General features: G+C 41.8%; 19 protein-coding genes and 2 pseudogenes. 6 read left to right on the top strand and 15 right to left on the bottom strand.

Features of this window, described 5'->3' with window-relative positions:
- Positions 1-4: 4 nt before the first annotated feature.
- From NLF99_RS11105 to NLF99_RS11065, 9 genes are all read right to left on the bottom strand, one after another.
- Positions 5-310 carry a hypothetical protein gene (locus tag NLF99_RS11105; RefSeq protein WP_002993263.1) on the bottom strand — a complete coding sequence of 102 codons (306 nt, stop codon included), beginning with the start codon at positions 308-310 and terminating at the stop codon, positions 5-7.
- 14 nt (positions 311-324) lie between these two features.
- On the bottom strand, positions 325-1,206 hold the full coding sequence (locus NLF99_RS11100; protein ID WP_037459498.1) for a DUF3347 domain-containing protein: 882 nt from the start codon (positions 1,204-1,206) through the stop codon (positions 325-327).
- A 708-nt stretch (positions 1,207-1,914) separates the two neighbouring features.
- Complete coding sequence (locus NLF99_RS11095) at positions 1,915-2,136, bottom strand: heavy-metal-associated domain-containing protein (RefSeq protein ID WP_002993257.1); 222 nt, start codon at positions 2,134-2,136, stop codon at positions 1,915-1,917.
- A 99-nt stretch (positions 2,137-2,235) separates the two neighbouring features.
- Positions 2,236-4,647: a heavy metal translocating P-type ATPase gene (locus tag NLF99_RS11090; RefSeq protein ID WP_002993255.1), complete on the bottom strand. Its 2,412-nt coding sequence runs from the start codon at positions 4,645-4,647 to the stop codon at positions 2,236-2,238.
- A gap of 264 nt (positions 4,648-4,911) precedes the next feature.
- The gene (locus tag NLF99_RS11085; protein WP_002993254.1) at positions 4,912-5,475 is read right to left on the bottom strand and encodes a hypothetical protein; all 564 of its coding nucleotides are present in this window, start codon (positions 5,473-5,475) and stop codon (positions 4,912-4,914) included.
- 35 nt (positions 5,476-5,510) lie between these two features.
- Entirely contained in the window at positions 5,511-6,608 is a 1,098-nt protein-coding gene (locus tag NLF99_RS11080) for a TonB-dependent receptor (protein WP_094258254.1), read from the bottom strand.
- A 375-nt stretch (positions 6,609-6,983) separates the two neighbouring features.
- Positions 6,984-7,547 carry an AraC family transcriptional regulator gene (locus NLF99_RS11075; RefSeq protein WP_002993247.1) on the bottom strand — a complete coding sequence of 188 codons (564 nt, stop codon included), beginning with the start codon at positions 7,545-7,547 and terminating at the stop codon, positions 6,984-6,986.
- Between the two features lie 262 nt (positions 7,548-7,809).
- A complete protein-coding gene (locus tag NLF99_RS11070) occupies positions 7,810-8,994 on the bottom strand; it encodes a TolC family protein (RefSeq protein ID WP_002993245.1) in 1,185 nt (394 codons plus the stop codon).
- Positions 8,991-9,569: an efflux RND transporter permease subunit gene (locus tag NLF99_RS11065; RefSeq protein WP_002993243.1), complete on the bottom strand. Its 579-nt coding sequence runs from the start codon at positions 9,567-9,569 to the stop codon at positions 8,991-8,993. Before NLF99_RS11065 ends, NLF99_RS11070 begins: the two co-directional genes overlap by 4 nt.
- 25 nt (positions 9,570-9,594) lie before the next feature.
- Between NLF99_RS11065 and NLF99_RS11060 the strand changes: the two are divergent.
- Positions 9,595-9,873 (top strand): annotated as a pseudogene (locus tag NLF99_RS11060) (ORF6N domain-containing protein); the annotation flags it as partial.
- A 73-nt stretch (positions 9,874-9,946) separates the two neighbouring features.
- On the opposite strand, the gene arsB reads toward NLF99_RS11060, so the two are convergent.
- The 4 genes from arsB to NLF99_RS11040 form a co-directional block, all read right to left on the bottom strand.
- Positions 9,947-10,975 (bottom strand): ACR3 family arsenite efflux transporter, encoded by a 1,029-nt coding sequence (gene arsB / locus NLF99_RS11055; RefSeq protein WP_002993239.1) that lies wholly within the window; start codon positions 10,973-10,975, stop codon positions 9,947-9,949.
- Positions 10,976-10,978: 3 nt separating this feature from the next.
- Positions 10,979-11,593 (bottom strand): hypothetical protein, encoded by a 615-nt coding sequence (locus tag NLF99_RS11050; RefSeq protein ID WP_002993237.1) that lies wholly within the window; start codon positions 11,591-11,593, stop codon positions 10,979-10,981.
- Positions 11,594-11,612: 19 nt separating this feature from the next.
- Positions 11,613-12,077 carry a DUF6428 family protein gene (locus NLF99_RS11045; protein WP_002993236.1) on the bottom strand — a complete coding sequence of 155 codons (465 nt, stop codon included), beginning with the start codon at positions 12,075-12,077 and terminating at the stop codon, positions 11,613-11,615.
- Between the two features lie 75 nt (positions 12,078-12,152).
- Complete coding sequence (locus NLF99_RS11040) at positions 12,153-12,482, bottom strand: helix-turn-helix transcriptional regulator (protein ID WP_002993233.1); 330 nt, start codon at positions 12,480-12,482, stop codon at positions 12,153-12,155.
- A 169-nt stretch (positions 12,483-12,651) separates the two neighbouring features.
- On the opposite strand from NLF99_RS11040, the gene NLF99_RS11035 reads away from it, so the two are divergent.
- From NLF99_RS11035 to NLF99_RS19810, 5 genes are all read left to right on the top strand, one after another.
- On the top strand, positions 12,652-12,981 hold the full coding sequence (locus tag NLF99_RS11035; protein WP_002993231.1) for a hypothetical protein: 330 nt from the start codon (positions 12,652-12,654) through the stop codon (positions 12,979-12,981).
- A 113-nt stretch (positions 12,982-13,094) separates the two neighbouring features.
- The gene (locus NLF99_RS11030) at positions 13,095-13,532 is read left to right on the top strand and encodes a DUF1896 domain-containing protein (RefSeq protein WP_002993229.1); all 438 of its coding nucleotides are present in this window, start codon (positions 13,095-13,097) and stop codon (positions 13,530-13,532) included.
- On the top strand, positions 13,519-18,951 hold the full coding sequence (locus NLF99_RS11025) for an N-6 DNA methylase (protein WP_094280390.1): 5,433 nt from the start codon (positions 13,519-13,521) through the stop codon (positions 18,949-18,951). Before NLF99_RS11030 ends, NLF99_RS11025 begins: the two co-directional genes overlap by 14 nt.
- Before the next feature lie 284 nt (positions 18,952-19,235).
- A complete protein-coding gene (locus NLF99_RS11020) occupies positions 19,236-19,856 on the top strand; it encodes a DUF305 domain-containing protein (protein WP_002993226.1) in 621 nt (206 codons plus the stop codon).
- A 28-nt stretch (positions 19,857-19,884) separates the two neighbouring features.
- The gene (locus NLF99_RS19810) at positions 19,885-20,220 is read left to right on the top strand and encodes a four-helix bundle copper-binding protein (RefSeq protein WP_002993225.1); all 336 of its coding nucleotides are present in this window, start codon (positions 19,885-19,887) and stop codon (positions 20,218-20,220) included.
- Positions 20,221-20,424: 204 nt separating this feature from the next.
- Here NLF99_RS19810 and NLF99_RS11010 read toward each other — a convergent pair.
- Positions 20,425-21,541, bottom strand: a pseudogene (locus NLF99_RS11010) (IS256 family transposase).
- 88 nt (positions 21,542-21,629) lie between these two features.
- Positions 21,630-22,457, bottom strand: a complete 828-nt coding sequence (locus tag NLF99_RS11005) for an RteC domain-containing protein (RefSeq protein WP_094258252.1) — start codon at positions 22,455-22,457, stop codon at positions 21,630-21,632.
- Positions 22,458-22,468 lie beyond the last annotated feature (11 nt).

The following is a 22,468-nucleotide window of genomic DNA, read 5'->3' as shown; positions in this document are numbered from 1 at the left end:
AAAGTTATGTTGCATTTAATTTTTTTACCATCTCATGGGTCATTTCTTCAGCATAAGTACCATAGGCATCAACAAGTACCCCTTTGCTCTTACCGTCATTGGACGATATGGCATAAATCACGGCATTGTTATCAGGACTGCTGTCGAGGCTTTCAAACCTATGAGTTTCCGTAACCGTAAAATCCTCCGGTTTTAGTTTCAGGCTCTTTGACGCACAGTAAAGGCAGTCCGGCAACAGACTAAAATCAATACTGTACCCACGTTGTCTTAGGTCTTTAAGAGCCTGCACCATATCACTATACTGTTCCATAGCTTTCCGACCTGTTATTTAATGGTTTCGACCGTACTGCCGCAGGTAAGCATCTGTGAGCCGTAATATGGGTTTTTAATGGCATTCTCTTTACTTAGCCAATTGGCCCCCTTACCTCCATTGTACATAGGACAGTGCTGGTAATAAACTGGTGTATCCTGTTTAGACACTTTAGCCAGTATGTAGATGCTTCCCGAAAGTGCCGCAAAAGCACTTCTTTGTTTTGCAACGTCTTTTGATTTTGAAATGCTTTCCGCATTAGCTGTCAAGTCCTGCATTACTTTCATCCAAGCCGTATGTTCCTCTGCCGAAAGCTTGTTCATATCGACTGCTTTAAGGGATGCAGCCAATTCAGCGGCTTTGGCAGATGCAGTTGCCTCATCGGTTTTTATCAAAGCATCTTTCACTGAAAAGTAGTTGTCAAACACAGCTTTTAGCTGTGATTGATTTTGAGCTGCATCCTTGTTAGCGGGTGCTGCCATTTCACCGTGGTTGTGATTGCCATGTCCGACTTTCATGTCCATTGCCGCCCCTTTGTTTTGGGCAATTGTCTTCAAAGGTCTATCGTACTGGCAGCATTCAGCCAGTTTCGCATATACGTCATCCGGCGCACGGAACTTCTCACTATCATAACCCGCCAAAGCGATACGTTTCAGGATTTCATCCTGATTTGTTTTCTCGCTGTCATACGTGAGCGTAGCCATCTTGGTATCTTTGTTCCAGTCCACGTTGGCTACCTTTTTTATGTTACCTGCTTTTTCGATGGTGGTTTTACACATACCACAATTGCCGTAAATCTTTACGGTTTCTGTTTTCGCATTTTTGATTTGTGCGAAACCATTCATTGAGGATAGTAATACGGCGATTACCATCACTATTTTTGATAATGATTTCATAATAATTACTTTTTAGAAATGAAGTATTGAAAGCCCATTTCTGTTTTAAACTTTAAATAAATGATACAAATAAGGGATTTGCAAAAAGCCGAAGCGGCTTCTGACAGGACATACCTATGGCTGGCAGGCCATAAATTTAGCTTATTTTAGGCGGTAGCCAAATGGAAAAAAAGCCCGAAGAATAATAGGCTTCTTTGAAAGCGAATTTTTGCTTTTTAGCTGCTGCTAAGTGATCTTTTGCCTTTAATTCGATTACGGTTGGGACATTTAGGGAAGTGGTTGAAGCACCGCACCTGCAAGAGCTGTGGGAACAACCGCCCCCGCATTTGTCACTTTTGCATTTTTTACAGGATTTGCTCTTGCAACCTTTTGTATGTTCTGATTTTTTGGATTTCTCCTTTGAGCAGGAAGACTGCTCGGTCTTTGTTGAATTTTTGGAACAGGCATAGCTCTGACTTGGTATCATAAAGAAAACCAAACAGAACAATGTCAAAATGCCTATATGTATTCTATAATTTTTCAACGCAACAAAGTTACAAATTAGATTGGTTTTTTATATCGTTTTACGTTTTTTTTGCTATATGGAAAAATAATGCCATATACGCAATAACCTATCGCCTTTTTTCAGAATTGATAAAATGCCCTTTTTCATCAACCCAACCTCATGGAAATTCGGTCGGAAAAAGGGCATTTCAAAAAGTTGCTGGCTTAGGCATCCAAAGGTTCTATTTTGAAGCCTGCCTTTTGCACGGTCGATATTACTTCATGCTCGGTAATGCCCTCGGACTTCACGGTAAGTACTTTGTCCTTGTTGGCCGTGTCCACTTCCCAATGGCAGATGCCCTCTGCCTTGTCCAAGTGCGGCTTTACAGATGCGATACAGCCGCCGCAATTGATGTTCGTCTTGAATTGAAATTGTTTATTTTCCATTGTTTACAAATTTTAGAGTTATCTGATAATGCAAATTTCCGTACTATTCAGTTAGTTATTGTTGTGTAATTTCTTGTTTGATTTGTGAGATTTACTGTTTTATTTCTTCCACTTCAACCGCAGGCTGTTACTGACCACGCTCACGCTGCTCAATGCCATTGCCGCACCCGCAATCATCGGGTTGAGCAGGAAGCCGTTAACAGGGTAAAGGATGCCTGCCGCTACCGGAATGCCGATTACGTTGTAGATAAACGCCCAGAACAGGTTTTGCTTGATGGTGGCTACGGTCTGTTTGGACAAGCGTATTGCCTGCGGTATCTTGGTCAGGTCGGACGAAATGATGGTCATCTTGGCTACGTCCATTGCGATGTCGCTGCCTTTGCCCATTGCGATACTTACATCGGCTGTTGCCAATGCGGTGCTGTCGTTGATACCATCGCCCACCATTGCCACTACCTTTCCTTTACTTTGCAGTTCTTTCACAAAGTCGGCTTTGTGCTGTGGCAAAACTTCGGCTTTGTAATGCTTGATGCCTGTCTGCTCCGCAATGGCTTTTGCAGTAGCTTCATTATCTCCGGTCAGCATATACAGGTCAATGCCCATTTCCTGCATTTCCCGGATAGCCCGCACCGATGTTTCCTTAATCTTATCGGCGATAGCGATTACAGCAAGAGCCTTTTTGCTGTTTGCAAACCAGATAACGGTTTTAGACTGTTTGCCCCATTCTTCGGCCTGGTCTTGTAATTCGCCGGCAATGGCAATGTTGTTTTCTGCCAATAGCTTTTTGTTGCCTACATAATAGGTTTCGTTGTCATGGTCTGCTTTTGCGCCTTTGCCCGTAATGCTGTCGAACATGGATAAAGAGGTGGTCGCTACATCGCCAAGATGCTTCACTACGGCTTCTGCCAATGGATGCTCGGATTGCTTTTCGATGCTCAAAAGGATTTCTTTTGCAGTGTCCTCATTGTTCAGCCATTTAATGCCCGTTACCTGTGGTCTTCCCTCGGTGATGGTTCCGGTTTTGTCCAAAACGATGGCATTTACTTTTTTGGCCAGTTCCAAACTTTCGGCATCCTTTATCAAAATGCCATTTTCAGCACCTTTACCAACGCCTACCATAATAGCGGTGGGTGTCGCTAAGCCTAAAGCACAGGGGCAGGCAATGACCAATACCGTAACGGCTGCCAACAGACCTTGAACAACCCCGTTTTCGCCTCCCAAAATCAACCATAGCGTAAATGTCAGGATGGCAATACCTATCACTGTGGGAACAAAGATGCCCGCAATCCTATCGACCAGTTTCTGTACGGGTGCTTTGCTTCCCTGTGCATCCTGCACCATTTTGATGATGTGGGCAAGCATGGTTTCTTTGCCCACTTTTACCGCCCTGAACCGGAAGCTGCCTTTTTGGTTAATCGTTCCTGCAAATACTTTTTCTTTTTCTTTTTTCAATACAGGTACAGGCTCACCGCTTAACATGCTTTCGTCCACATACGAATTGCCCGATATGACCATGCCGTCTACCGCAATCTTTTCACCGGGCTTTACGAGTATCACATCGCCTGCGCTTACGTCTTCGATAGCGGTCTGCTTTTCCGTTCCGTCCGCATGTACCACGATGACCGTTTTTGGCTGCAAGCCCATCAGCTTCTTAATGGCTGAAGAGGTGTTGCCTTTGGCTCTTTCTTCCAGCAGTTTTCCCAAGAGGATGAATGCGATAATAACGGCAGCCGCTTCAAAATATACGTGAGCATGCAGTCCCCGTTGATGCCAAAAGTCGGCAAACAGCATATTGAAAACACTGAACAGGTAGGCAATACCTGTACTCAATGCCACCAGCGTATCCATATTGGCGGAACGGTGCTTTGCCTGCTTCCAAGCGTTTACAAAAAAATCCCTGCCCAACCATATTACAACGGGCGTGGAAAAGAGCCACATTATCGGGTCTGCATAGGGCATATCCATAAAGAACATTCCTATGATTACCACGGGCAGGGAAAGGATAATTGCCCAAATGGTCTTGTTTTTCAAGGTTCGGAATTTCTTTTCGTGGATGGCTTCGAGCGTTTCCTGCTGCTTGGTTTTGTCTTCAATCAATAGGTCGTAACCTACTCCCTGAACCGCTTTTTGCAGGGTGGAGGCATCGGTCATATTGGGCAGATATTCCACGGTAAGATTGCCCGTTGCAAAGTTCACGGAAGCATTAACTACTCCCGGTTGGTATTTAACAATGCTTTCGGCACTGCCCGCACAGGATGCACAGGTCATGCCCAATACCGGAAAAGCACTTTTAACCGTAGGAACTCCGTAACCTAAATCTTTAATTGCCTTAACAGCTTCGCCTACGGTTTCATTGCTATCTACTGTAATCGCTGCCCTGCGGTTGTTCAGCTCTACTTTATGGGTTTCTACGCCTTTTACCTGTGCCAATCCCTTTTCAACGATTAATGCACAGTGTTCGCTTTCTACATCCTCCAACGGTATGTATATATTTTCTCTGTTTGTCGCCATATTTGCCTGCTTTAATTTACAATGCAAAATTGGCTATTATAATTATGGGTACTGTTGTGAAATTTTGGATTTGATTTGTAAGATTTATTGAAATCCTGTATAGGTGAGCCACTTCATCAGATGGTTATCGCCATAAAGCCAGTTTTAGATGGTCTTTAAAACCACAAAGCATTGCGAAAGATAATCGCAATGCTTTATTGTTTGCTTAAAAAGCTGTGGTCTTAAAATACTGACGGATGCCCGGTCTTCTTCTTGGTGCGGGGTTTATTCAACTTTAGAATTAAATTGAATATCTACGTCAGTTGATGACTTAGGGTCATTAATCAAGTCCGTTTCAATCTTTCCTCCCTGTGGATAATGGCGCAGCACAACCCTGACCGTACCAGTGGAAGCGGTCGTGGTTGTCCAAACGCTTTCCAGCCCTAACGTAACGTTGTTGTCATCCTTATCCAAATTTGTGATTTGTATATTTGATGTGGAAGATGGCACGTAATAAATACGGTGGTCTATATTTTCCTCACTTACTTCTTCGGTAATGTCTTCACCATTTACCTCGTCAAGAAAGGATACGCTGACATCATAGGACTTACCCGGTTGCAGTGCAATCTGGTCTATGACCGGGGCGTTTCCTCCGGCTCCGTCAGCACCTTTCCAAGCATAAAGAAGTTCGTTCGTGGTTCCCTGTTCCTTAAAACGTAGCTGTACCGTAGTGATTACCTCGTTGTCGTTTTCTTCGGGGATAGGGTCATCGTCTTTGCTGCATGAGGTTGCGAATAGTACGATTGCCGCTACGGCAATCGAAGAAAAATGTTTGAATTTCTGTGTCATTGTTATATAAATTTAATTGTTGAAAAACGTGTTTGTCAGAAAACGTACTTTAATCTAACGGAGATGTTTCTGCCCATTTCGTCCGTAAAATACCTGAAGCTGTTCAGGTAGTTTCTGTACCGGGTATTGAACAGGTTGCTCACTGCAAGATTGATGTTCAGTGACCTGCCCAAGACACTGACCACTGTACCAGCGGATATATTTGTCAGGAGATAACCATCAGGGGGCAGCTTATAATCCTGCTGGCCGTGTATGTTTTCATCAGGTACTCTTGTCTGTTTTAAGACCAGCGGAATTTCCATCCCGATATAGGATTTTTGGAAAGACCTTATATCGGGCAGTTCGTAATTGAACCCCAATGAAAACCTGTCCGATGGCATGGAAATCAGCCAGTCGTTTATCGTTTTATTGTACGCCCTTAGCAAAGATGCCTTTCCTATGATGTCCAGTTTCTGTACAGGCTTGTAATTGATTAATAAATCCGTTCCCGTGAGATAGGCATCAGCCTGTTGATAGACGAATTTGGGAAATGCACCTGCAATGGTCAATACAGGCTCTCCCGGGCGGGGCTGTAAATAGATAAAGTTGTTGATGGAATTGTAGAATACAGACCAGTCTATATTTACTGATTTTTCTTCATTGCTATATGAAAGCCCCAAGACCGTGTTTACAGCCTGCTCTATTTTCAGGTTTACGTCCCCAAGTTCATAGGTGGCAGTACCTTGATGTATGCCGTCAATGAGCAGTTCGTTAACGTGGGGAGCCCTATTGGCAAGGCTGACCATTCCGTTTATCCTGATATGGTCTGAAAGATGGTAGATGGTATTGAATGATGCCCCGATTGTTGAAAAATCAAAGTCATGCTCCACAGGCTGGTTATTGTAAGGGTATCGTACCGTACTGATTTGCTTAAAATCATACCTGATACCGCCCTGAAGCTCCCATTTGTTCTTCTTCCATTTTTCAATCCAGTATGCACCGTATGTTTGGGAATTGTAGGCAGGGATGAGATACCGACCTTTGTAGGTATTGTCCTGCTGCATAGCGGATATGCCGATACTTCCGTTAAAGTTTTTGAATGTGGGATGCTCCCAAGAAATTTCTTCGGAAATCGTGCTGACATTCAAAGTCATTTGAGGCGTTGTAATTTCGCTGTTCCTGACTATATCAAATTCTTCCCTGTTGTTGAATTGTGCGGCAATCTGTATGTTCAGTTACCCGGCTTTCTCTCCGGCAAATATCTCCGGGTACTGGATAGGTTAATGGAAGAAGATTTAGTCCACAAAGTGGTAAACGTTGACGGGGGTGTAGGATATGCAAGTTGCCATAACTGTGAAGTAGTCCACAATCATAACCAATTGCATTTCAGTTGTCAAAAATGTAAATCGGTAACTTGTATAGAGGATGTGCAACCGTTATTTAAGTTGCCTAAAGGATATAAAATAAGTGAAGTCAATTTTACGGTGTCAGGGCTTTGCCCGCAGTGTTCCTGAATAGCGTAGCCGTTCCTATACTTTATCCAACGGCTTTCTCTTATCTTCCCGGACTTGTTTGAAATAGCTCGGGGTAAGCCCCGTTACTTTCTTGAACTGGTTGCTCAAATAGGCTACGCTTGAATAGTTGAGGCGCATGGCAATCTCACTTAACGACAGTTCATCATACACCAGCAGTTCTTTTACCTTTTCCACCTTTTGGGCGATAAAGTATTTTTCAATAGTTGTACCCTCTACTTCTGAAAACAGATTGGACAAGTAATTGTAATCGTGGTGCAGTTTATCGCTCAATACATCGGAAAGGTTGGTTTTTACATCACTATCCTGATGATGTACCAGGTCAATGATAATGTTCTTTATCTTTTCTATTATCCTGCCTTTTTTATCATCAATTACTTCAAACCCCAATGGCTCTAAAGTCTTGACCAAAGCCTCTTTCTCCGTAGGTGTAATTTCTTTGGTAAGGGTAACTTCGCCCAGCTTTACATTTTTAGCATCTAAACCAAGTTTATCCAATTCGTTTTGCACCACCATAATACAGCGGTCGCATACCATATTTTTAATAAAGAGTGTATTCATATCTTACTAACTGCTATATTAAGCACAATAAACAAATTTACGATTTAAGTCGAACTACGCTCGTTGCTTCCTGTCTAAATCAAGTTATCTGATTGCATTGTCTGCATAGGCGCTTTTAATTTGGGTTTTTGTTAACCTGAAGCCTCGGCCCAGGCTTCTAATTTAGTTAATTGAAACCTTGCGAAAGTTGTATTCCGCAAGGTTTTAAAACAGTGATACATCTGCCTTTGCTAATGGTCTGCATTCACCCTACAATATTAAATTATAGCAAATACTGGTACAGTTCGGCTATTGCATCGTTGTACTCTTTCTCCGCCTGCAAATAATTATTGGTAGCGGTATAAAAGTAACTTGCCTCCAAAAAATATTGGATAGTGGTTATCTCTCCGAATGATAACGCTTTATCCAATAGTTTAATACTGTTGATACTGCTTAATACTTTCTCATATTCTGCTACCGTCTTTTGCAGGTTGATATACTTTTCATACAGTTGCTTCAAATGATAATAATGTTCGTTCTTGTGCCGTGCTACCTGTACTTCTGCCACCGATAATTCAGCCTGCTTTTGCTTCACCCGATTTTTGTTTTCACACAAAGGAATGCTCACGCCTACTTTTGCACCGTAAAACTGCTGCCCTAAAATACCCTGATAATGAAAACCCACTTCAAATTTTGGCAGGGTCAATGCCTTAGTAACTTCAATATCCTTTTGGGCTACTACGGTCTGTTGTGTCAAATATTTTCTTACCGGGTCTTTGTATTCAATTGTTTCTTCCAATTCTTCAAATGCAGGAACGGGCTTATATTCAGGGTATATGGTATCGTTAAAGACTATCTCTATACCGCCGTTAAGTTCCGTCAGTTTTTGATGAAGTTGGTTGATAGCGGAAATGTTCAACTGATAATCTTTATTAATCTCAATCAATTGAAGTTTAGCCTTATTCACGTCCAGCACATTACCTTCGCCCTTATCCAGTTTGGTCTGAAAGTCGGTCAGGAACTTTTCGGTTTTTGTTTTCCGTTCTATAATTCTTTCCTGAAGTTTATTGCGGTATATCAGTTCAATGCAAATCTTTTTCGCTCCCAATAATATTTCCTGCCTGTTGGCTGTTAGCGAAAAATCTGCCTGCTTACTCTGCTCGCCAGCCAATGCTTTCTTTTTACTGTAAACCGTGGGAAAGTCGAAACGCTGCAAGACGTTAATGTCCGTTTGGTTGCCCGCAATGGCATAGGGTGAGCCACGCATAAAATCGTAGCTGACCACAGGGTCGTACAGCGTATTGCCCGTATGGTACAATAACTTCTGCGCATCCCAATATTTGCTTTGGGTTTGCAGCGTTTTATTGTTCTTGGCAACATCAGACAAGACGGTTTCCAATCCTGACTGTGCCTGCAATTGTATGGTAAAAACGCACATACAGATTGCCGTTAAAAATTTTATGTTCATGCTTTAGCTGCTTTTTTGTTAGATAAATAGTACACCGCCGGAACAATAAAAATGTTGAGCAATGTAGAAGTAAGCAAGCCGCCCAATATCACTTTTGCCATAGGACTTTGTATCTCGTTGCCGGGCAAATCGCCCGCAATAGCAAGCGGTATCAATGCCAGCCCTGCGGTAAGTGCCGTCATCAGGATGGGGCTTAACCTGTTCTTTGAGCCTTGTATAACCGTATCGTACAAATCCAACCCCTCATCACACAATGTATTGTAATGCGATACGAGCAGGATGCCGTTACGGGTAGCCACTCCAAACAAGGTGATAAAACCGATAATGGCAGGAATGCTCAAAATGCCACTGGTAAAATAGATGCTGAACACACCGCCAATCAATGCCAAAGACAGGTTGATTAAAATGATGGCGGCTAACTTTACCGTTTTGAACTCCCGGAACAGTATCAGGAAAATAATCAGAATGGAAAGCAGGGAGGTCGCAATCAAGGTCTGCGATGCTTCTGCCTCCGCTTCAAATTGCCCACCGTATTCAATGTGGTAATCTTCGGGCAGCTTTATTTTTTCGCCCACTATCTGTTGGATTTCCTCAACGGCACTAACGATATTGGTTAAGCGAAAACAAAATGTAACCGCAACAATCTACACCAAAGCAATCAGCAATCAGCTACAATTGGACATAAAACGGTACAACAGCCAATACCTCCCGATTGAAATTAAGGTTTTCTCCGATACCCACGACCGATTTTTGATAATAGACCAAGCGGAGCTTTACCATATAGGGGCTTCGCTCAAAGACCTGGGCAAAAAATGGTTTGCATTTTCCCGAATGGATATTGAGGTGGGCAGGATGCTTCACATCTTGAACAAACAATAAACGCTCCGGATTCAGAGGGTTTAATTTTAGTTTCTTGACAATTCTAAAATCCCGCTAAGTTATTTACATCAACTTAGTATAGTTTCTTCTTCAACCATAAACTTGCCCTTACCAATAGTATCAGTACAGGCACTTCGACCAATGGTCCGATAACGCCAACAAATGCCTGTGGAGAATGAATACCAAAAACCGCAATGGCTACGGCTATGGCCAATTCAAAATTGTTCCCGGTGGCTGTAAATGCTATGGACGCGTTCCTGTCATAAGGAACATTCAGGGATTTGCTTATAAAAAAGCTCACGAAAAACATCAATACAAAATAGATGATTAGCGGTATGGCTATCTTAATCACGTCCACTGGCAACTCCAATATCTTGTCGCCTTTCAAACTGAACATCAGTACAATGGTAAACAATAATGCGTAAAGTGTAATAGGTGATACTGCCGGTATGTATTTTCTATTGTACCATTCAATGCCTTTTGATTTTATAAGAACATATCGGCTCACGAAACCTGTAAAAAAAGGAATACCCAAGTATATCAACACGCTTTCGGTAACGTCTTTCATTGATACATTTACATTGAAATTGGCTAATCCTAATTTACTCGGCAATACGTTGATAAAAAGCCAAACCAAAAAACTGTAACTCAATATCTGAAAGACACTGTTCAACGCTACCAATAGTGCCGTATATTCCCTGTTGGCTTTTGCCAGGTCGCTCCATACAATTACCATTGCGATACATCTTGCCAATCCTATCAAAATCAATCCCGTCATATAATCGGGTTCATTCCTTAAAAACAGAACGGCTAACCCGAACATCATTACCGTACCGATTACCCAATTGAGGAATAAAGATATTCCAATTACTTTTTTATCCTTAAACGCTTTGGGCAATACTGTATAATCCACCTTTGCCAATGGCGGGTACATCATCAGTATCAAACCTATTGCCAGCGGGATATTAATGGTTCCTACGGACAAGCTGTCTGTTACGTTAGAAATGTTGGGAAAGAAATATCCTAATCCTACGCCAAATGCCATAGCAAGGAATATCCATAGGGTAAGGTAACGGTCAAGAAATTTTAGTTTTGGTTGCATTGGTTATTTTTTAATCATTGAAAAAACATAGAACATTTCAGTTGCTATCTCCAAACTCCTTTCCGCATATATCTTTGTCTGCTCTGTTGTGCCGTCTGAAATCTTCGGGTCTTCAAATGTGATAGGTATTCTCTTTTCTGCACCTGCAATAAAAGGACAGCCATCGTCTGCCTGTGAACAGGTCATAATGGCAGTGAATGCCGATACAGGATTGAAAGGGCTATCGTACTTTTTTGAAAAACCGATAATCGGCAAAGCATTTTCACTGTACTTAATAGCATAAACAGGATTGTCCGCTTCCGAAATTTTGAAAGCAGAAAAACCCTGTTCATTCAATGTTTCCACTACTTTCGGAAATAATGCCGTTTCTTCCGTACCGCCCGAATAGCAATATACATTCGGGATATGGTAATATACACTTGCCACCTGTGCCCAAACCTGCGATAAATGGCTTCTTCGTGAATTGTGTGTACAGATGAAATTGAGATTTATTACCTGTCCGTTGCTTACTTTTTGTTGTACGAAGTCTATCAAGGGTTGCAATATGGTTTTACGTTCTTCGCTTACGGTCTGAACATCAGATATTCCCTTTATGGTTTCAGCTAAATTCTTGTACATTACGATTGGTTTATAGGGTTTAACAACAGTCCGAATTAGGCGAACAGCAAGCACTGTTCAGCTCTGATAATTCTACTTTTTGTTTTTCGGCAGGAATACCGCAGGCATCACTTGCCAAACAAGCGGTTTGTTTGTTTTTCAGTACAAAATGGTTTCCGTTAAAATCCAGATTGTATTTGCCAATGGTTTCGCTTTGGTATTCCACTTCTATTTCGGCATCTTGAATATCCAATTTTTCTTCGGACAGTTTGATGATGTTCAATAGTTTGGTCGGCTTTAGCCTGTGTTCAAAATCGTTGGCGTTCCACAACTGGAAGTTGACGACCTTTTCATTTCTGATCGTTCCGCCACAATCAATAAAATGTTTTGTAACAATACCTACCTCCGTAACGTGGAAATGTTTGGGGACAAATGTTCCGTCCGCTAATTGAAATTCAACATTGTCCAATGTTGGTAAGATTTCTTTGATGTTTGATAGTTTCATTGTTTTTGAATTTTGAAATGATTTATTAAAATATTGTATCGTAATATAGCGATGTTAAATATTAAAAAAACACGGCTAACAGCACTTGTTTACCTTTACTTCCTGATCAAAGAATGAATTAAAATCTGCTTGGATTTTTTTCCAAACATTTTTATCGATGCAATAACAAACAGATTTAACCTCGATTGTGCCTTGAATGATGCCGATACTCTTTAACTCCTTTAAATGCTGAGAAATCGTAGCCTGTGCCAATCCCAATTCCTCGACCAGATCATTACAGATACAGGCTTTCTGGTTAATGATATATTGAAGTATGGCAACCCTTGCAGGGTGTGCCAGAACCTTAAATAGAGAAGCTAATCTGTTTTGCTCGTCCGTGAATATTTCTGATTTAGTAAGTCCCATGCTTTGTTTTTTATATATCGCAATATTACGATAATAAATTTAGATATAATATGGTTTGTAAAAAAACAATCAATTCTTTTAATAATCTTATGTGTGGTAAAACCCTACCTCTCAAAGCCAAACTCTGCCACTTTCAGTCGACCTTTTCTTCTCGCTGATACCTTAGCCGTTGCAAGAAAAAAAAACGAACAGGAACAATGATTGGGTTTTTATTGGAATGGGATATATTACACGGGCAAATGCAGAAATCGTCCTACTGTTCACAAAGGGAAAACCTCTTGAAAGACATGCAAGAGATGTTCCACAGGTGCTTATATCTCCCCGTGGAAGACAATCCGAAAAACCTGACAAAATCAGAAAGCGTATTGTTCGGCTTTTTGGGCAAGTTGACAGACTGGAGCTTTTTACAAGACAAAGTTCCCAAAACGATGATGATGATTTTGATGGGTCGGACGTATATGTCAATGAAGTGGACAACTCTATAACGATATCTGAATAAACACTGTTCTGCCAAATCCTGCCTCCCGAAGCCAAACCCTGCCACTTCTTCAAAGGCTCTTGCTCCCTGCTCTAATTTTAGGTTTTACGCAAAATTCTAAACAAAATTTAATTATGAGTACACAGCAAAAAGACCTGTCGTATTTCCGTTTACGACTACAGGAACTCCTGAACAGTAGTTTCCCTGAAAAAGCCAGCAACCAAAAATTTATTGACCAGCGTTCCTCGTGGGCTGCCAATGCCTATGAGGATGCGTTCCGTTCCGGCAATGCCATTGAGCAATGTAATGAGATAGCGAATTACATACTCTTTGAGGGTTTGCACTTCTCCAAGTTTGATATGGTTTTTCAGGTAGTATGCAATGAGTTCGATACCCTAATGGCAGACGAGGAACTGCGGCGGTTCGCTCTGAAAATGTTCCCTGTTTGCGAGAATGTTTTCGCCCAATATGAACTAGCCGATGATTTTGCCTACGGTTATGAGTTTGACCTGCTCTATACCGAGATAACCGGAACCATCGCAATATGGATTGAGGAAAATGGGCTTCAGTAAACGGCAGCATCTCTTGGACAATATCGAAGCCCTGCGGATTGCCTTTACATTGGAAAAAGAGCAACGAAACGCTACCGTGGGTGAAAGACTGTCAATGAAACAATACAGCGGATTTGGCGGTCTTAAATTCGTATTGAACCCCATAGCAAATGAAATAGATATCAACCATTGGAGGAAAACCGAACACGATTTATTCCCCATTACGCTGGAACTCCACAAACTGCTCAAAGAAAAGTCCGAAGACGATAAGCAATACCGCCGATACGTGGACAGTATGAAAAGCTCCGTGCTGACGGCTTTTTATACACCTCCACAGGTAATTGATGCAATTTCCGAAACCCTGCGGGAAAGCGATGTAAATATTCAGAAATTCCTTGAACCCTCCGCAGGTATCGGCTCGTTTATACAATCCTTTTCCGAAAACCAACAAACCAAAGTAACTGCCTATGAAAAAGATTTGCTGACAGGCAAAATCCTAAAACACCTCTATCCCGAAAGCAATATCCGTGTGAGCGGTTTTGAGGAAATCCCCGAAAAGGAACAAAATAGCTATGATGTTGTTGCAAGCAACATTCCGTTTGGCGATACTTCCGTGTTCGATCTTACGTTTTCCCGAAGCAAAGACCCCGCAAAAATACAGGCTGCCCGTAGCATACACAATTATTTCTTTTTGAAAGGAAACGATATGCTCCGTGAGGGTGGTTTGCAGGTATTTATTACTTCGCAAGGAATTTTAAACAGCCCCAACAATGAGCCGATACGTAGGGCGTTAATGAAAAGCAACCATCTGGTGTCGGTTGTCCGATTGCCAAACAACCTGTTCACGGAATATGCAGGTACAGAAGTCGGAAGCGACCTGATTATCCTGCAAAAGAATACGGCAAAACAACCTCTGAGCGAATTGGAAGAGCTGTTTTGCCAAAGCAGGCAGACCAAATACGATACTTCAAGCAATGCTTTTTTCCGTGACGGTACGAGGGTCATACATACCGACCGTAAGATAGATACCGACCCATACGGAAAACCTGCAATTATCTATACGCATAAAGACGGTGTTGCGGGGATTGCCAAAGATTTGAAGCAAATGCTTTCCGAAGATTTTGGAAAGCACCTGAATTTTGATTTGTACAAAGGCGAAAGCAACGATGAACCTATCGTACAAATTCCGATTACGCCAACGCCGGCACCTCCGGCTACTGAACCCGAAATCATACAACCCGAACGACCGCGTTTTACTGCACCAGCCATTGTACAGGAAAGCCAGCAGGAATTAAAACAGCTAAGCATTTTCGACCTGTTTGAAAATGTAAATGAAACCGTAGCGGTTATTACCCCGCCAAAGAAAACCACCCAAGCCAAAAGACAAACGACAAAAAGAAAACGTACCCCAAGAGGTCGGCAAACCGACCTCTTTAGCGGAGCGATGCAACAGTCCTATACATCTCCAGCATCAAACGGCACGGTCAATAAAACCTTACAAACCAATGGCACAAAACAGAAAACAATCGGCGATTTATTTTCACAGGCAAACAGTAATGGCCAAGCCGATAAGTCAGCCGGTACCGTACCTGCTACTGTTCCCGAACCTGCTCCGTACAGTGACGAACTCCAACAGTTTCACCGTAACGATTGCCTTGTCGTAGATAACGGTTGGGTCGGCTATTTGCAGGAAGTGGATAAAAGTGATGCAAGGGCAATATTCCACCCGTTGCAGTTACCGTCTTTGCAAAAAGCAAGAGCCGAAGCATATATCCAAGTTCGTGATACCTATATCGACCTCTACCAAAAAGAAGCCGAGAAACATTCAGAACACAAGGAAGAAAGGGAAAACCTTAACCGCTTATACGATGCTTTTGTCAAAAGGTACGGAAATCTCAACAGTGCGGACAATATCAAGCTCATCAAAACAGACAGTGTAGGCAAAGAAATGCCCTATCTGGAGCGTGTCGTTGGTGGTGTAATCCATAAGGCAGATATATTCAGCCGTCCTGTAAGTTTTTCTACCGCAACCATTGCAACGGACAATCCCGAAGAAGCGTTATCGGCTTCGCTGAACAAATACGGAAGCGTGGATTTGGACTTTATGTCCGAAATCAGCGGTATGCCTGCTGATGCTTTGAAAGAAGCCTTACACGGTCTCATCTACTACAATCCATTGCAAAAGGAATATGAAATATTCGAACGCTGGGTTGCGGGCAATGTAGTGGAGAAAGCCAACGAAATAAGAGATTACCTCGAAAGCAATCCCGATGATACCCAAGCTAAAGAAAGCCTTACCGTTTTGGAAGAAGCCCGACCAAGACGTATCGAATTTGAGGAACTCGATTTTAATCTGGGCGAACGCTGGATACCCACTGGCATCTACGCCCGATTTGCATCGCATCTGTTCGACGCAGATGTGAAAATCCACTATTCGGACAGTGCCGATGATTTTTCCGTCACCTGCAAACAGAAAAATGTCCATATATGGGATAAATATGCGGTCAAAGCCCAAAGCCGGACGTATGACGGGATTGCCCTGCTCAAGCACGCCCTTGTCAATACCACACCCGATATTTCCAAAACGGTACAGGTTGACGGAAAGAATGTCAAGGTACGGGATATGGAAGCCATACAAATGGCGAATACCAAGATTGACGAAATCCGAACCTCCTTTAACGATTGGCTCCACGCCCAAAACGATGAGTTCAAGATAAGGATGACTGACCAATACAACGACACCTTTAACTGTTTTGTCCGACCGCACTACGACGGTTCCCATCAGGTGTTTCCGGAATTGGACCGAAAAGCATTGGGTATTGAAGACCTGTATTCAAGCCAAAAGGATGCTGTCTGGATAATAAAGCTCAATAACGGTGCTATCTGCGACCATGAAGTAGGTGCCGGAAAGACGTTGATAATGTGCACGGGTGCACAGGAAATGAAGCGTTTGGGACTGGCTCACAAACCGATGATTATCGGGTTGAAAGCGAATATACCTGAAATTGCCGAAGCCTACCGCACCGCCTATCCGCACGCTAAAATACTCTATCCGGGCATTGATGATTTTACGCCCCAAAAACGACTGCGGATTTTCGGAGATATTAAGAACAACGAGTGGGATTGTGTGATATTGACCCACGACCAGTTCGGAATGATACCCCAATCGCCCGAAATACAAAAGGAAATCCTGCAATCCGAACTGGACAGTGTGGAGGAAAATCTTGACGTTTTGCGAAGTCAGGGCGATGAAGTAACCCGGGGTATGCTCGCCGGAGCAGAGAAACAGAAAGAAAACCTCGAAGTCAAGCTGAAAACCCTGCAACACGACATTGAAAACCGCAAAGATGATATTGTGGACTTCAAGATGATGGGTATCGACCATTTATTTGTAGACGAAAGCCACCAATTCAAAAACCTGATTTTCAACACAAGGCATTCAAGGGTTGCAGGATTGGGCAATCAACAGGGAAGCCTAAAGGCACTGAATCTTTTGTTTGCTATACGGACTATACAGGAACGTACCGATGCGGATATGGGGGCAACTTTCCTTTCGGGTACGACTATCAGCAATTCACTGACCGAATTGTACCTGTTGTTCAAATACCTGCGACCAAGGGCTTTGGCAAAACAGGGCATTAACTCGTTTGATGCGTGGGCGGCAATCTACGCAAAGAAAACAACCGATTATGAGTTTTCGGTCGCCAATAATATCGTGGCAAAAGAGCGTTTCCGCTACTTTATCAAAGTGCCGGAACTCGCTCAATTCTACTCCGAAATCACGGATTACCGTACCGCCGAAATGATTGGAATAGACCGTCCCGAAAAGAACGAGATATTTTACAACATACCTCCAACTCCAGACCAGGAGAAGTTTATTGAAAAGCTGATGGAGTTTGCCAAATCAGGCAAAGGGGAATTACTTGGCAGAAAACCGCTATCTAAAAAAGAAGAAAAAGCAAAAATGCTTATCGCTACGGACTACGCTCGAAAGATGTCTTTGGATATGCGAATGGTAAGCCCCCATTACCAAGACCACGCCGATAACAAAGCTTCCCATTGTGCAGATAATATTGCTAAATATTACAATAAATTCAATGCACAGAAAGGCACGCAGTTCATCTTCTCGGATTTGGGAACATACAAGCCAAATCAGTGGAATATCTACTCCGAAATCAAACGTAAGCTCGTGGAAGACCACGACATACCTGCACACGAAATCCGCTTTATACAGGAAGCGAAGAATGACAAGCAACGAAAAGAGCTAATCAAAGGAATGAACGAGGGCAAAATCCGTGTCCTTTTCGGTTCTACGAGTATGCTCGGTACAGGTGTGAACGCACAGAAAAGAGCCGTTGCCGTACACCATTTAGATACGCCGTGGCGACCGTCCGACCTTGCGCAAAGGGACGGTAGGGCTATCCGCAAAGGCAATGAGATTGCCAAGCATTTTAACGACAATAAAGTGGATGTAATCATCTATGCCGTTGAAAAATCGCTGGATAGTTATAAGTTCAACCTGCTGCACAACAAACAGCTATTTATTGACCAATTAAAATCCAACAATCTTGGTAAACGGACGATTGACGAAGGTGGTATGGATGAAAAGTCGGGTATGAATTTCTCGGAATATGTAGCTATCCTTATGGGCAATACCGACCTTTTGGACAAAGCTAAAATAGAGAAACAGATTGCCGGATTGGAAAGCGAAAGGCAATCGTTCAATCGTTCAAAATCAAGTGCCAAGTACAAACTGGAAGATTATGAGGCAGAACTTGGAAAAGCCCAATCCCGCTATGACCGTATGAGCCTTGATTGGAATAATTTGCAGGGACGTATCCAAAAAAACACTGACGGTTCCGTTGCCAACCTTATTAAATTAGACGTTTTGTCGCCCAATGCGGATATAAAACAAATCGGTGCAAAGCTCAATCAGCTTGCCGACAAATCCCGAACGGGTGGGGATTATGAAGAAATCGGTAATCTGTATGGCTTTCAACTTTTGGTAAAAACGGAAATGTCACAAAAAGAGGGGGTGGATATTCGTGTAAACCGTTTTTTTATTCAAGGTGAGGGTACTATCAAATATACATTCAACAATGGTGTAATGGCAAAAGATCCCGAAACAGCTTCACTAAATTTTATTAAAGCATTGGAAAAGCTGCCCACCTATATCAGAAAAGAACAGGAGAATATGGCAGATTTCCAAAAAAACATTCCAATACTTAAGGAAGTAATCAATGGTACGTGGACAAAAGAAAACCGACTTAGCGAACTCAAAACGGAGTTGGCGGCAATTGAGCGGAAAATACAGTTATCTAACACTCCGGAACCAATAGAAAATTCTACAGAACAAGTCGAAAAGCAGCAAGAAAATCCAAAGGCTATGGAAAGCGTAGTACCGACAAAAAGTATTTATATGTCACGGGGAGTATTGTAAAAACATTTACCCATTCATACATTTTCCTAATCACAACATCTCAGGTTCGTTCAATTTATTTCTGGACTGTGATTCATTTCAAAATTGATGAATAAATAGTAGCATAAACCACTACATTACAGAAATAATCTTACACCCACATATCTTATCTGTAGCTCGTTTTGAATCCAAAAAATCAAACAAATTGAATTGTATGTTGTTCTGTCTATGTGTTCTATCAAAAAAAGTCTTTAACATTTCATTATTAAAAGAGAAAAGGAAATTGATAATAATAATATACATCTATGAAATTAGCGATAAAAATAATGGCAATAGCAGGAATACTGTTATTTATCCAAGCGTGCGATAAGGACGATATCAACAAAATCAAAATCCAGAATCACGATGACAATGAAATGATGACTATCATGCACAACATGATGGATGAGATGATGGCCATGCAAATGCCCCCCGACCCTGATAATGCTTTTGCTCTGATGATGCGAATGCATCATCAGGGAGCGATCGACATGGCAAATAAGGAACTGCAATCCGGCGATGATGCGCAAATGAGGGAGATGGCCCAGAAAATAATTAAAGACCAGAAGGCTGAGATTCAAGAATTAACCACATTTCTCAATGGTCACGTACCGCATCTAAATGTTCCCGAATTTGTTACAGAGCAGATGAAAAATATGGAACGCTCAGGCAGAGTGACAGATCTCCAAATCATTAATGGAGACACGGATCACGATTTTGCCATGTTGATGATTCAGCATCATCAAAATGCAATTGGAAACGCAAAATTGGAACTTATTTACGGACACGAAAGTGCTATGCAGACAATGGCAAAAAATATTATTGAAAAACAGGATCAGGAAATCTCGGAGATTCAAACCTGGTTATTAGCTAATAAGAATAGATAAATAATTTCTCACTTTAAACAATAAAATTATGTCACATCAACAATTTCAAAAATGTATTGACGAATGCTACGCCTGTGCTGTAGCTTGTAACCATTGTGCAGCTTCTTGCTTGCAAGAGGACAATGTAAAAATGATGGCTCGATGTATCCAGCTTGATCTGGAATGTGCAGCCATATGTAGAGCCGCAGCCGAACTCATGAGTTTGGGAAGCCAATATAGCCGTCACCTTTGCAAGCTATGTGCGGAGATTTGTAGAGCGTGTGGAGATGAATGTGCTAAGCATGATATGCAACATTGCAAAGAGTGTGCGGATGCTTGCTACAAATGCGCAGAAGCTTGTGAGCAAATGGCAACGGCGGTATAATCTCATTATTGGTAGAAGTCTAAAAACCTCCAATGAATTCAAACTGGGTAAAGAATTTCAGGACCGTTTCCATTTGTAAACGATAGTTAGGGAAAGAGGAAAATGGACTGGCTCCTTCGCCGAATAATGATCGACGGGAGTGTAAAATAAACTGTGTCAATGGTTGAATTACCGCCCCGCGGGGCGGTAATTCAACCATTTTTCTTATTGCAAATCTAACACCATTCTTCCCGGAAACCAAATTGCTAATTTCTGTGCTGTTGTTCCCCAATTGGCTAGTGGCATCGTCCATTTCTTCTTAATGTTGTTATGTGCTAAATAAATCAATTTCAATAACGCTATATCGGAGGTGAATGCACCTTTAGTTTTGGTGACCTTACGCACTTGGCGATGAAATCCTTCGATCGTGTTAGTCGTGTATATCAACTTTCGGATGGATTTATCGTATCGGAAATAGGTGGTCAGACGATCCCAGTTGCGTCGCCAGGATTCAATGACCACAGGATACTTTTCACCCCATTTATCCTGAAGTTCATCCATCCGAAGCTCGGCTAGATCCAACGTATCGGCCCTATATACGGGTTTTAGATCGTTCATGAACTCCTTTTGATCCTTACTGGCTACATACTTTAGGCTGTTTCGGATTTGATGTACTACACAGGTCTGTACTTCGGTGTCGGGAAAAACACTCTGTATCGCTTCGGAAAACCCTTTTAAATTATCGATACAAGCAATTAAGATATCCTCTACGCCTCGATTTTGTAAATCAGTCAATACGCTCAACCAAAAGTTAGCTCCCTCATTCTCCGAAACATACATCCCTATCAGATGCTTATGTCCATTTCGATCAATGCCAAGAATATTGTATACTGCCCGCGAAACAAACCGATGGTCTTCTTTTACTTTGTAGTGCATGGCGTCCATCCAAACAATCGTATAAAGCGAGTCTAGACTTCTTGATTGCCACTCCTTGACCTGGGGAATGATCTTATCGGTAATCGAAGAAAGCTAAAATCGTCTCACGTTTCTTAATAAGCTGGGGTTCGAAGTTAGACCGACGGTCACGCGGAGTATCGATCTCGATAGTGCCATCTGAGGTGCGAATCTGCTTGCTGGACTTGCCGTTACGACGATTACCACAAGAGCGTTCAGCTTCATCCAGATGGCTCTCAATCTCAGCTTCTAGCGCTGCTTCTAAAAACTTTTTCATTAAAGGAGCAAAAGCTCCGTTCTTGCCATAAAGTGATTCACCACTACGTAACTGTTCTAGGGCCAGGTCCTTCATGGACTCAAAATCAAAATCGCTTTCCTTAATACTCATAATTACTATGTCAAAAATAATACTTCTGTTTATTATCCTTGACACAGTTTATTTTACAGTCTCTGATCGACAAAATCGTCTTTTGATTTTATATTTCGTCCTGTTCTTCCATTTTTTTAATCAAAGCATCACGTAAGCTGTCAAGGAATTTCGTTCGGTTCAGCTTTCTTGCTTTGAGTTCCAAAAATGTATGGTAAAAATCGCCCAAATCAACATTAAAACTGTTTTCAAAAAATCTGACTATGGTTATAATATCTGTATTCCCATTATTGAAGACGGCTTGAGAATGCAGTCCGTAAATCAATTCCGTTAAAGCCGCTTTGCTTCCCGTCCAACTTAATGTTGGTAGGTCTATTGATTTATCTTTATAGATTATGTTGTGAAGTTGGTCTTCAAGATAAACTTGAATCAGGTCATTGGCAATTATTTTTGCCGCCTTATAATCGTGGGATGTAGAAAACCGGTGGTCGGTTTCAAAATAAACCGTGTCCAAACTTAACTTTATATCGTGTTTGCCCCGAACAAATAACTTTTCATCTACAAATGAACTGCCTGTTCGGTAATATTTATAGAATTCAAGGTTACTCTCAAAATACCGTTTGAGTTTCCTTAGCTCACCATTAATGTATTTCCTAATAGCTTTTATATCATTAGGTTTTTTTGTCTCTATTTTATAGATAGCGTTATAGTAAATGAGTTTTGAAACAATGACTGGTTTTTGATATTTGAAAAAGTGGATCTCTTCATTTATACTATCAAAGCCATTTTTTAGTGTATATTCCTTTATTTCGGAAAGTCTCGATAATATCAACTCGATAATAACTTCATACAAAGCTATGGAACCATCCAGTTCAAGAGACACCTCTTTTATTTCATCTTCTAGTTTCTTTATTATTTCCTCGTAATAATTGCTCATTAAGTAACATT

Source organism: Sphingobacterium sp. LZ11T8, assembly GCF_024261425.1.
Taxonomy (GTDB): Bacteria; Bacteroidota; Bacteroidia; order Sphingobacteriales; family Sphingobacteriaceae; genus Sphingobacterium.
This window is presented reverse-complemented; position numbering and strand designations above follow the sequence as displayed.

Bases quoted from the DNA above. Each gene is read 5' to 3' on its own strand.
- NLF99_RS11105 (WP_002993263.1), bottom strand. From the start codon at position 310: ATGGAACAGTATAGTGATATGGTGCAGGCTCTTAAAGACCTAAGACAA.
- NLF99_RS11100 (WP_037459498.1), bottom strand. From the start codon at position 1,206: ATGAAATCATTATCAAAAATAGTGATGGTAATCGCCGTATTACTATCC.
- NLF99_RS11095 (WP_002993257.1), bottom strand. From the start codon at position 2,136: ATGGAAAATAAACAATTTCAATTCAAGACGAACATCAATTGCGGCGGC.
- NLF99_RS11090 (WP_002993255.1), bottom strand. From the start codon at position 4,647: ATGGCGACAAACAGAGAAAATATATACATACCGTTGGAGGATGTAGAA.
- NLF99_RS11085 (WP_002993254.1), bottom strand. From the start codon at position 5,475: ATGACACAGAAATTCAAACATTTTTCTTCGATTGCCGTAGCGGCAATC.
- NLF99_RS11080 (WP_094258254.1), bottom strand. From the start codon at position 6,608: ATGACTTTGAATGTCAGCACGATTTCCGAAGAAATTTCTTGGGAGCAT.
- NLF99_RS11075 (WP_002993247.1), bottom strand. From the start codon at position 7,547: ATGAATACACTCTTTATTAAAAATATGGTATGCGACCGCTGTATTATG.
- NLF99_RS11070 (WP_002993245.1), bottom strand. From the start codon at position 8,994: ATGAACATAAAATTTTTAACGGCAATCTGTATGTGCGTTTTTACCATA.
- arsB (WP_002993239.1), bottom strand. From the start codon at position 10,975: ATGCAACCAAAACTAAAATTTCTTGACCGTTACCTTACCCTATGGATA.
- NLF99_RS11050 (WP_002993237.1), bottom strand. From the start codon at position 11,593: ATGTACAAGAATTTAGCTGAAACCATAAAGGGAATATCTGATGTTCAG.
- NLF99_RS11045 (WP_002993236.1), bottom strand. From the start codon at position 12,077: ATGAAACTATCAAACATCAAAGAAATCTTACCAACATTGGACAATGTT.
- NLF99_RS11040 (WP_002993233.1), bottom strand. From the start codon at position 12,482: ATGGGACTTACTAAATCAGAAATATTCACGGACGAGCAAAACAGATTA.
- NLF99_RS11030 (WP_002993229.1), top strand. From the start codon at position 13,095: ATGAGTACACAGCAAAAAGACCTGTCGTATTTCCGTTTACGACTACAG.
- NLF99_RS11025 (WP_094280390.1), top strand. From the start codon at position 13,519: ATGGGCTTCAGTAAACGGCAGCATCTCTTGGACAATATCGAAGCCCTG.
- NLF99_RS11020 (WP_002993226.1), top strand. From the start codon at position 19,236: ATGAAATTAGCGATAAAAATAATGGCAATAGCAGGAATACTGTTATTT.
- NLF99_RS19810 (WP_002993225.1), top strand. From the start codon at position 19,885: ATGTCACATCAACAATTTCAAAAATGTATTGACGAATGCTACGCCTGT.
- NLF99_RS11005 (WP_094258252.1), bottom strand. From the start codon at position 22,457: ATGAGCAATTATTACGAGGAAATAATAAAGAAACTAGAAGATGAAATA.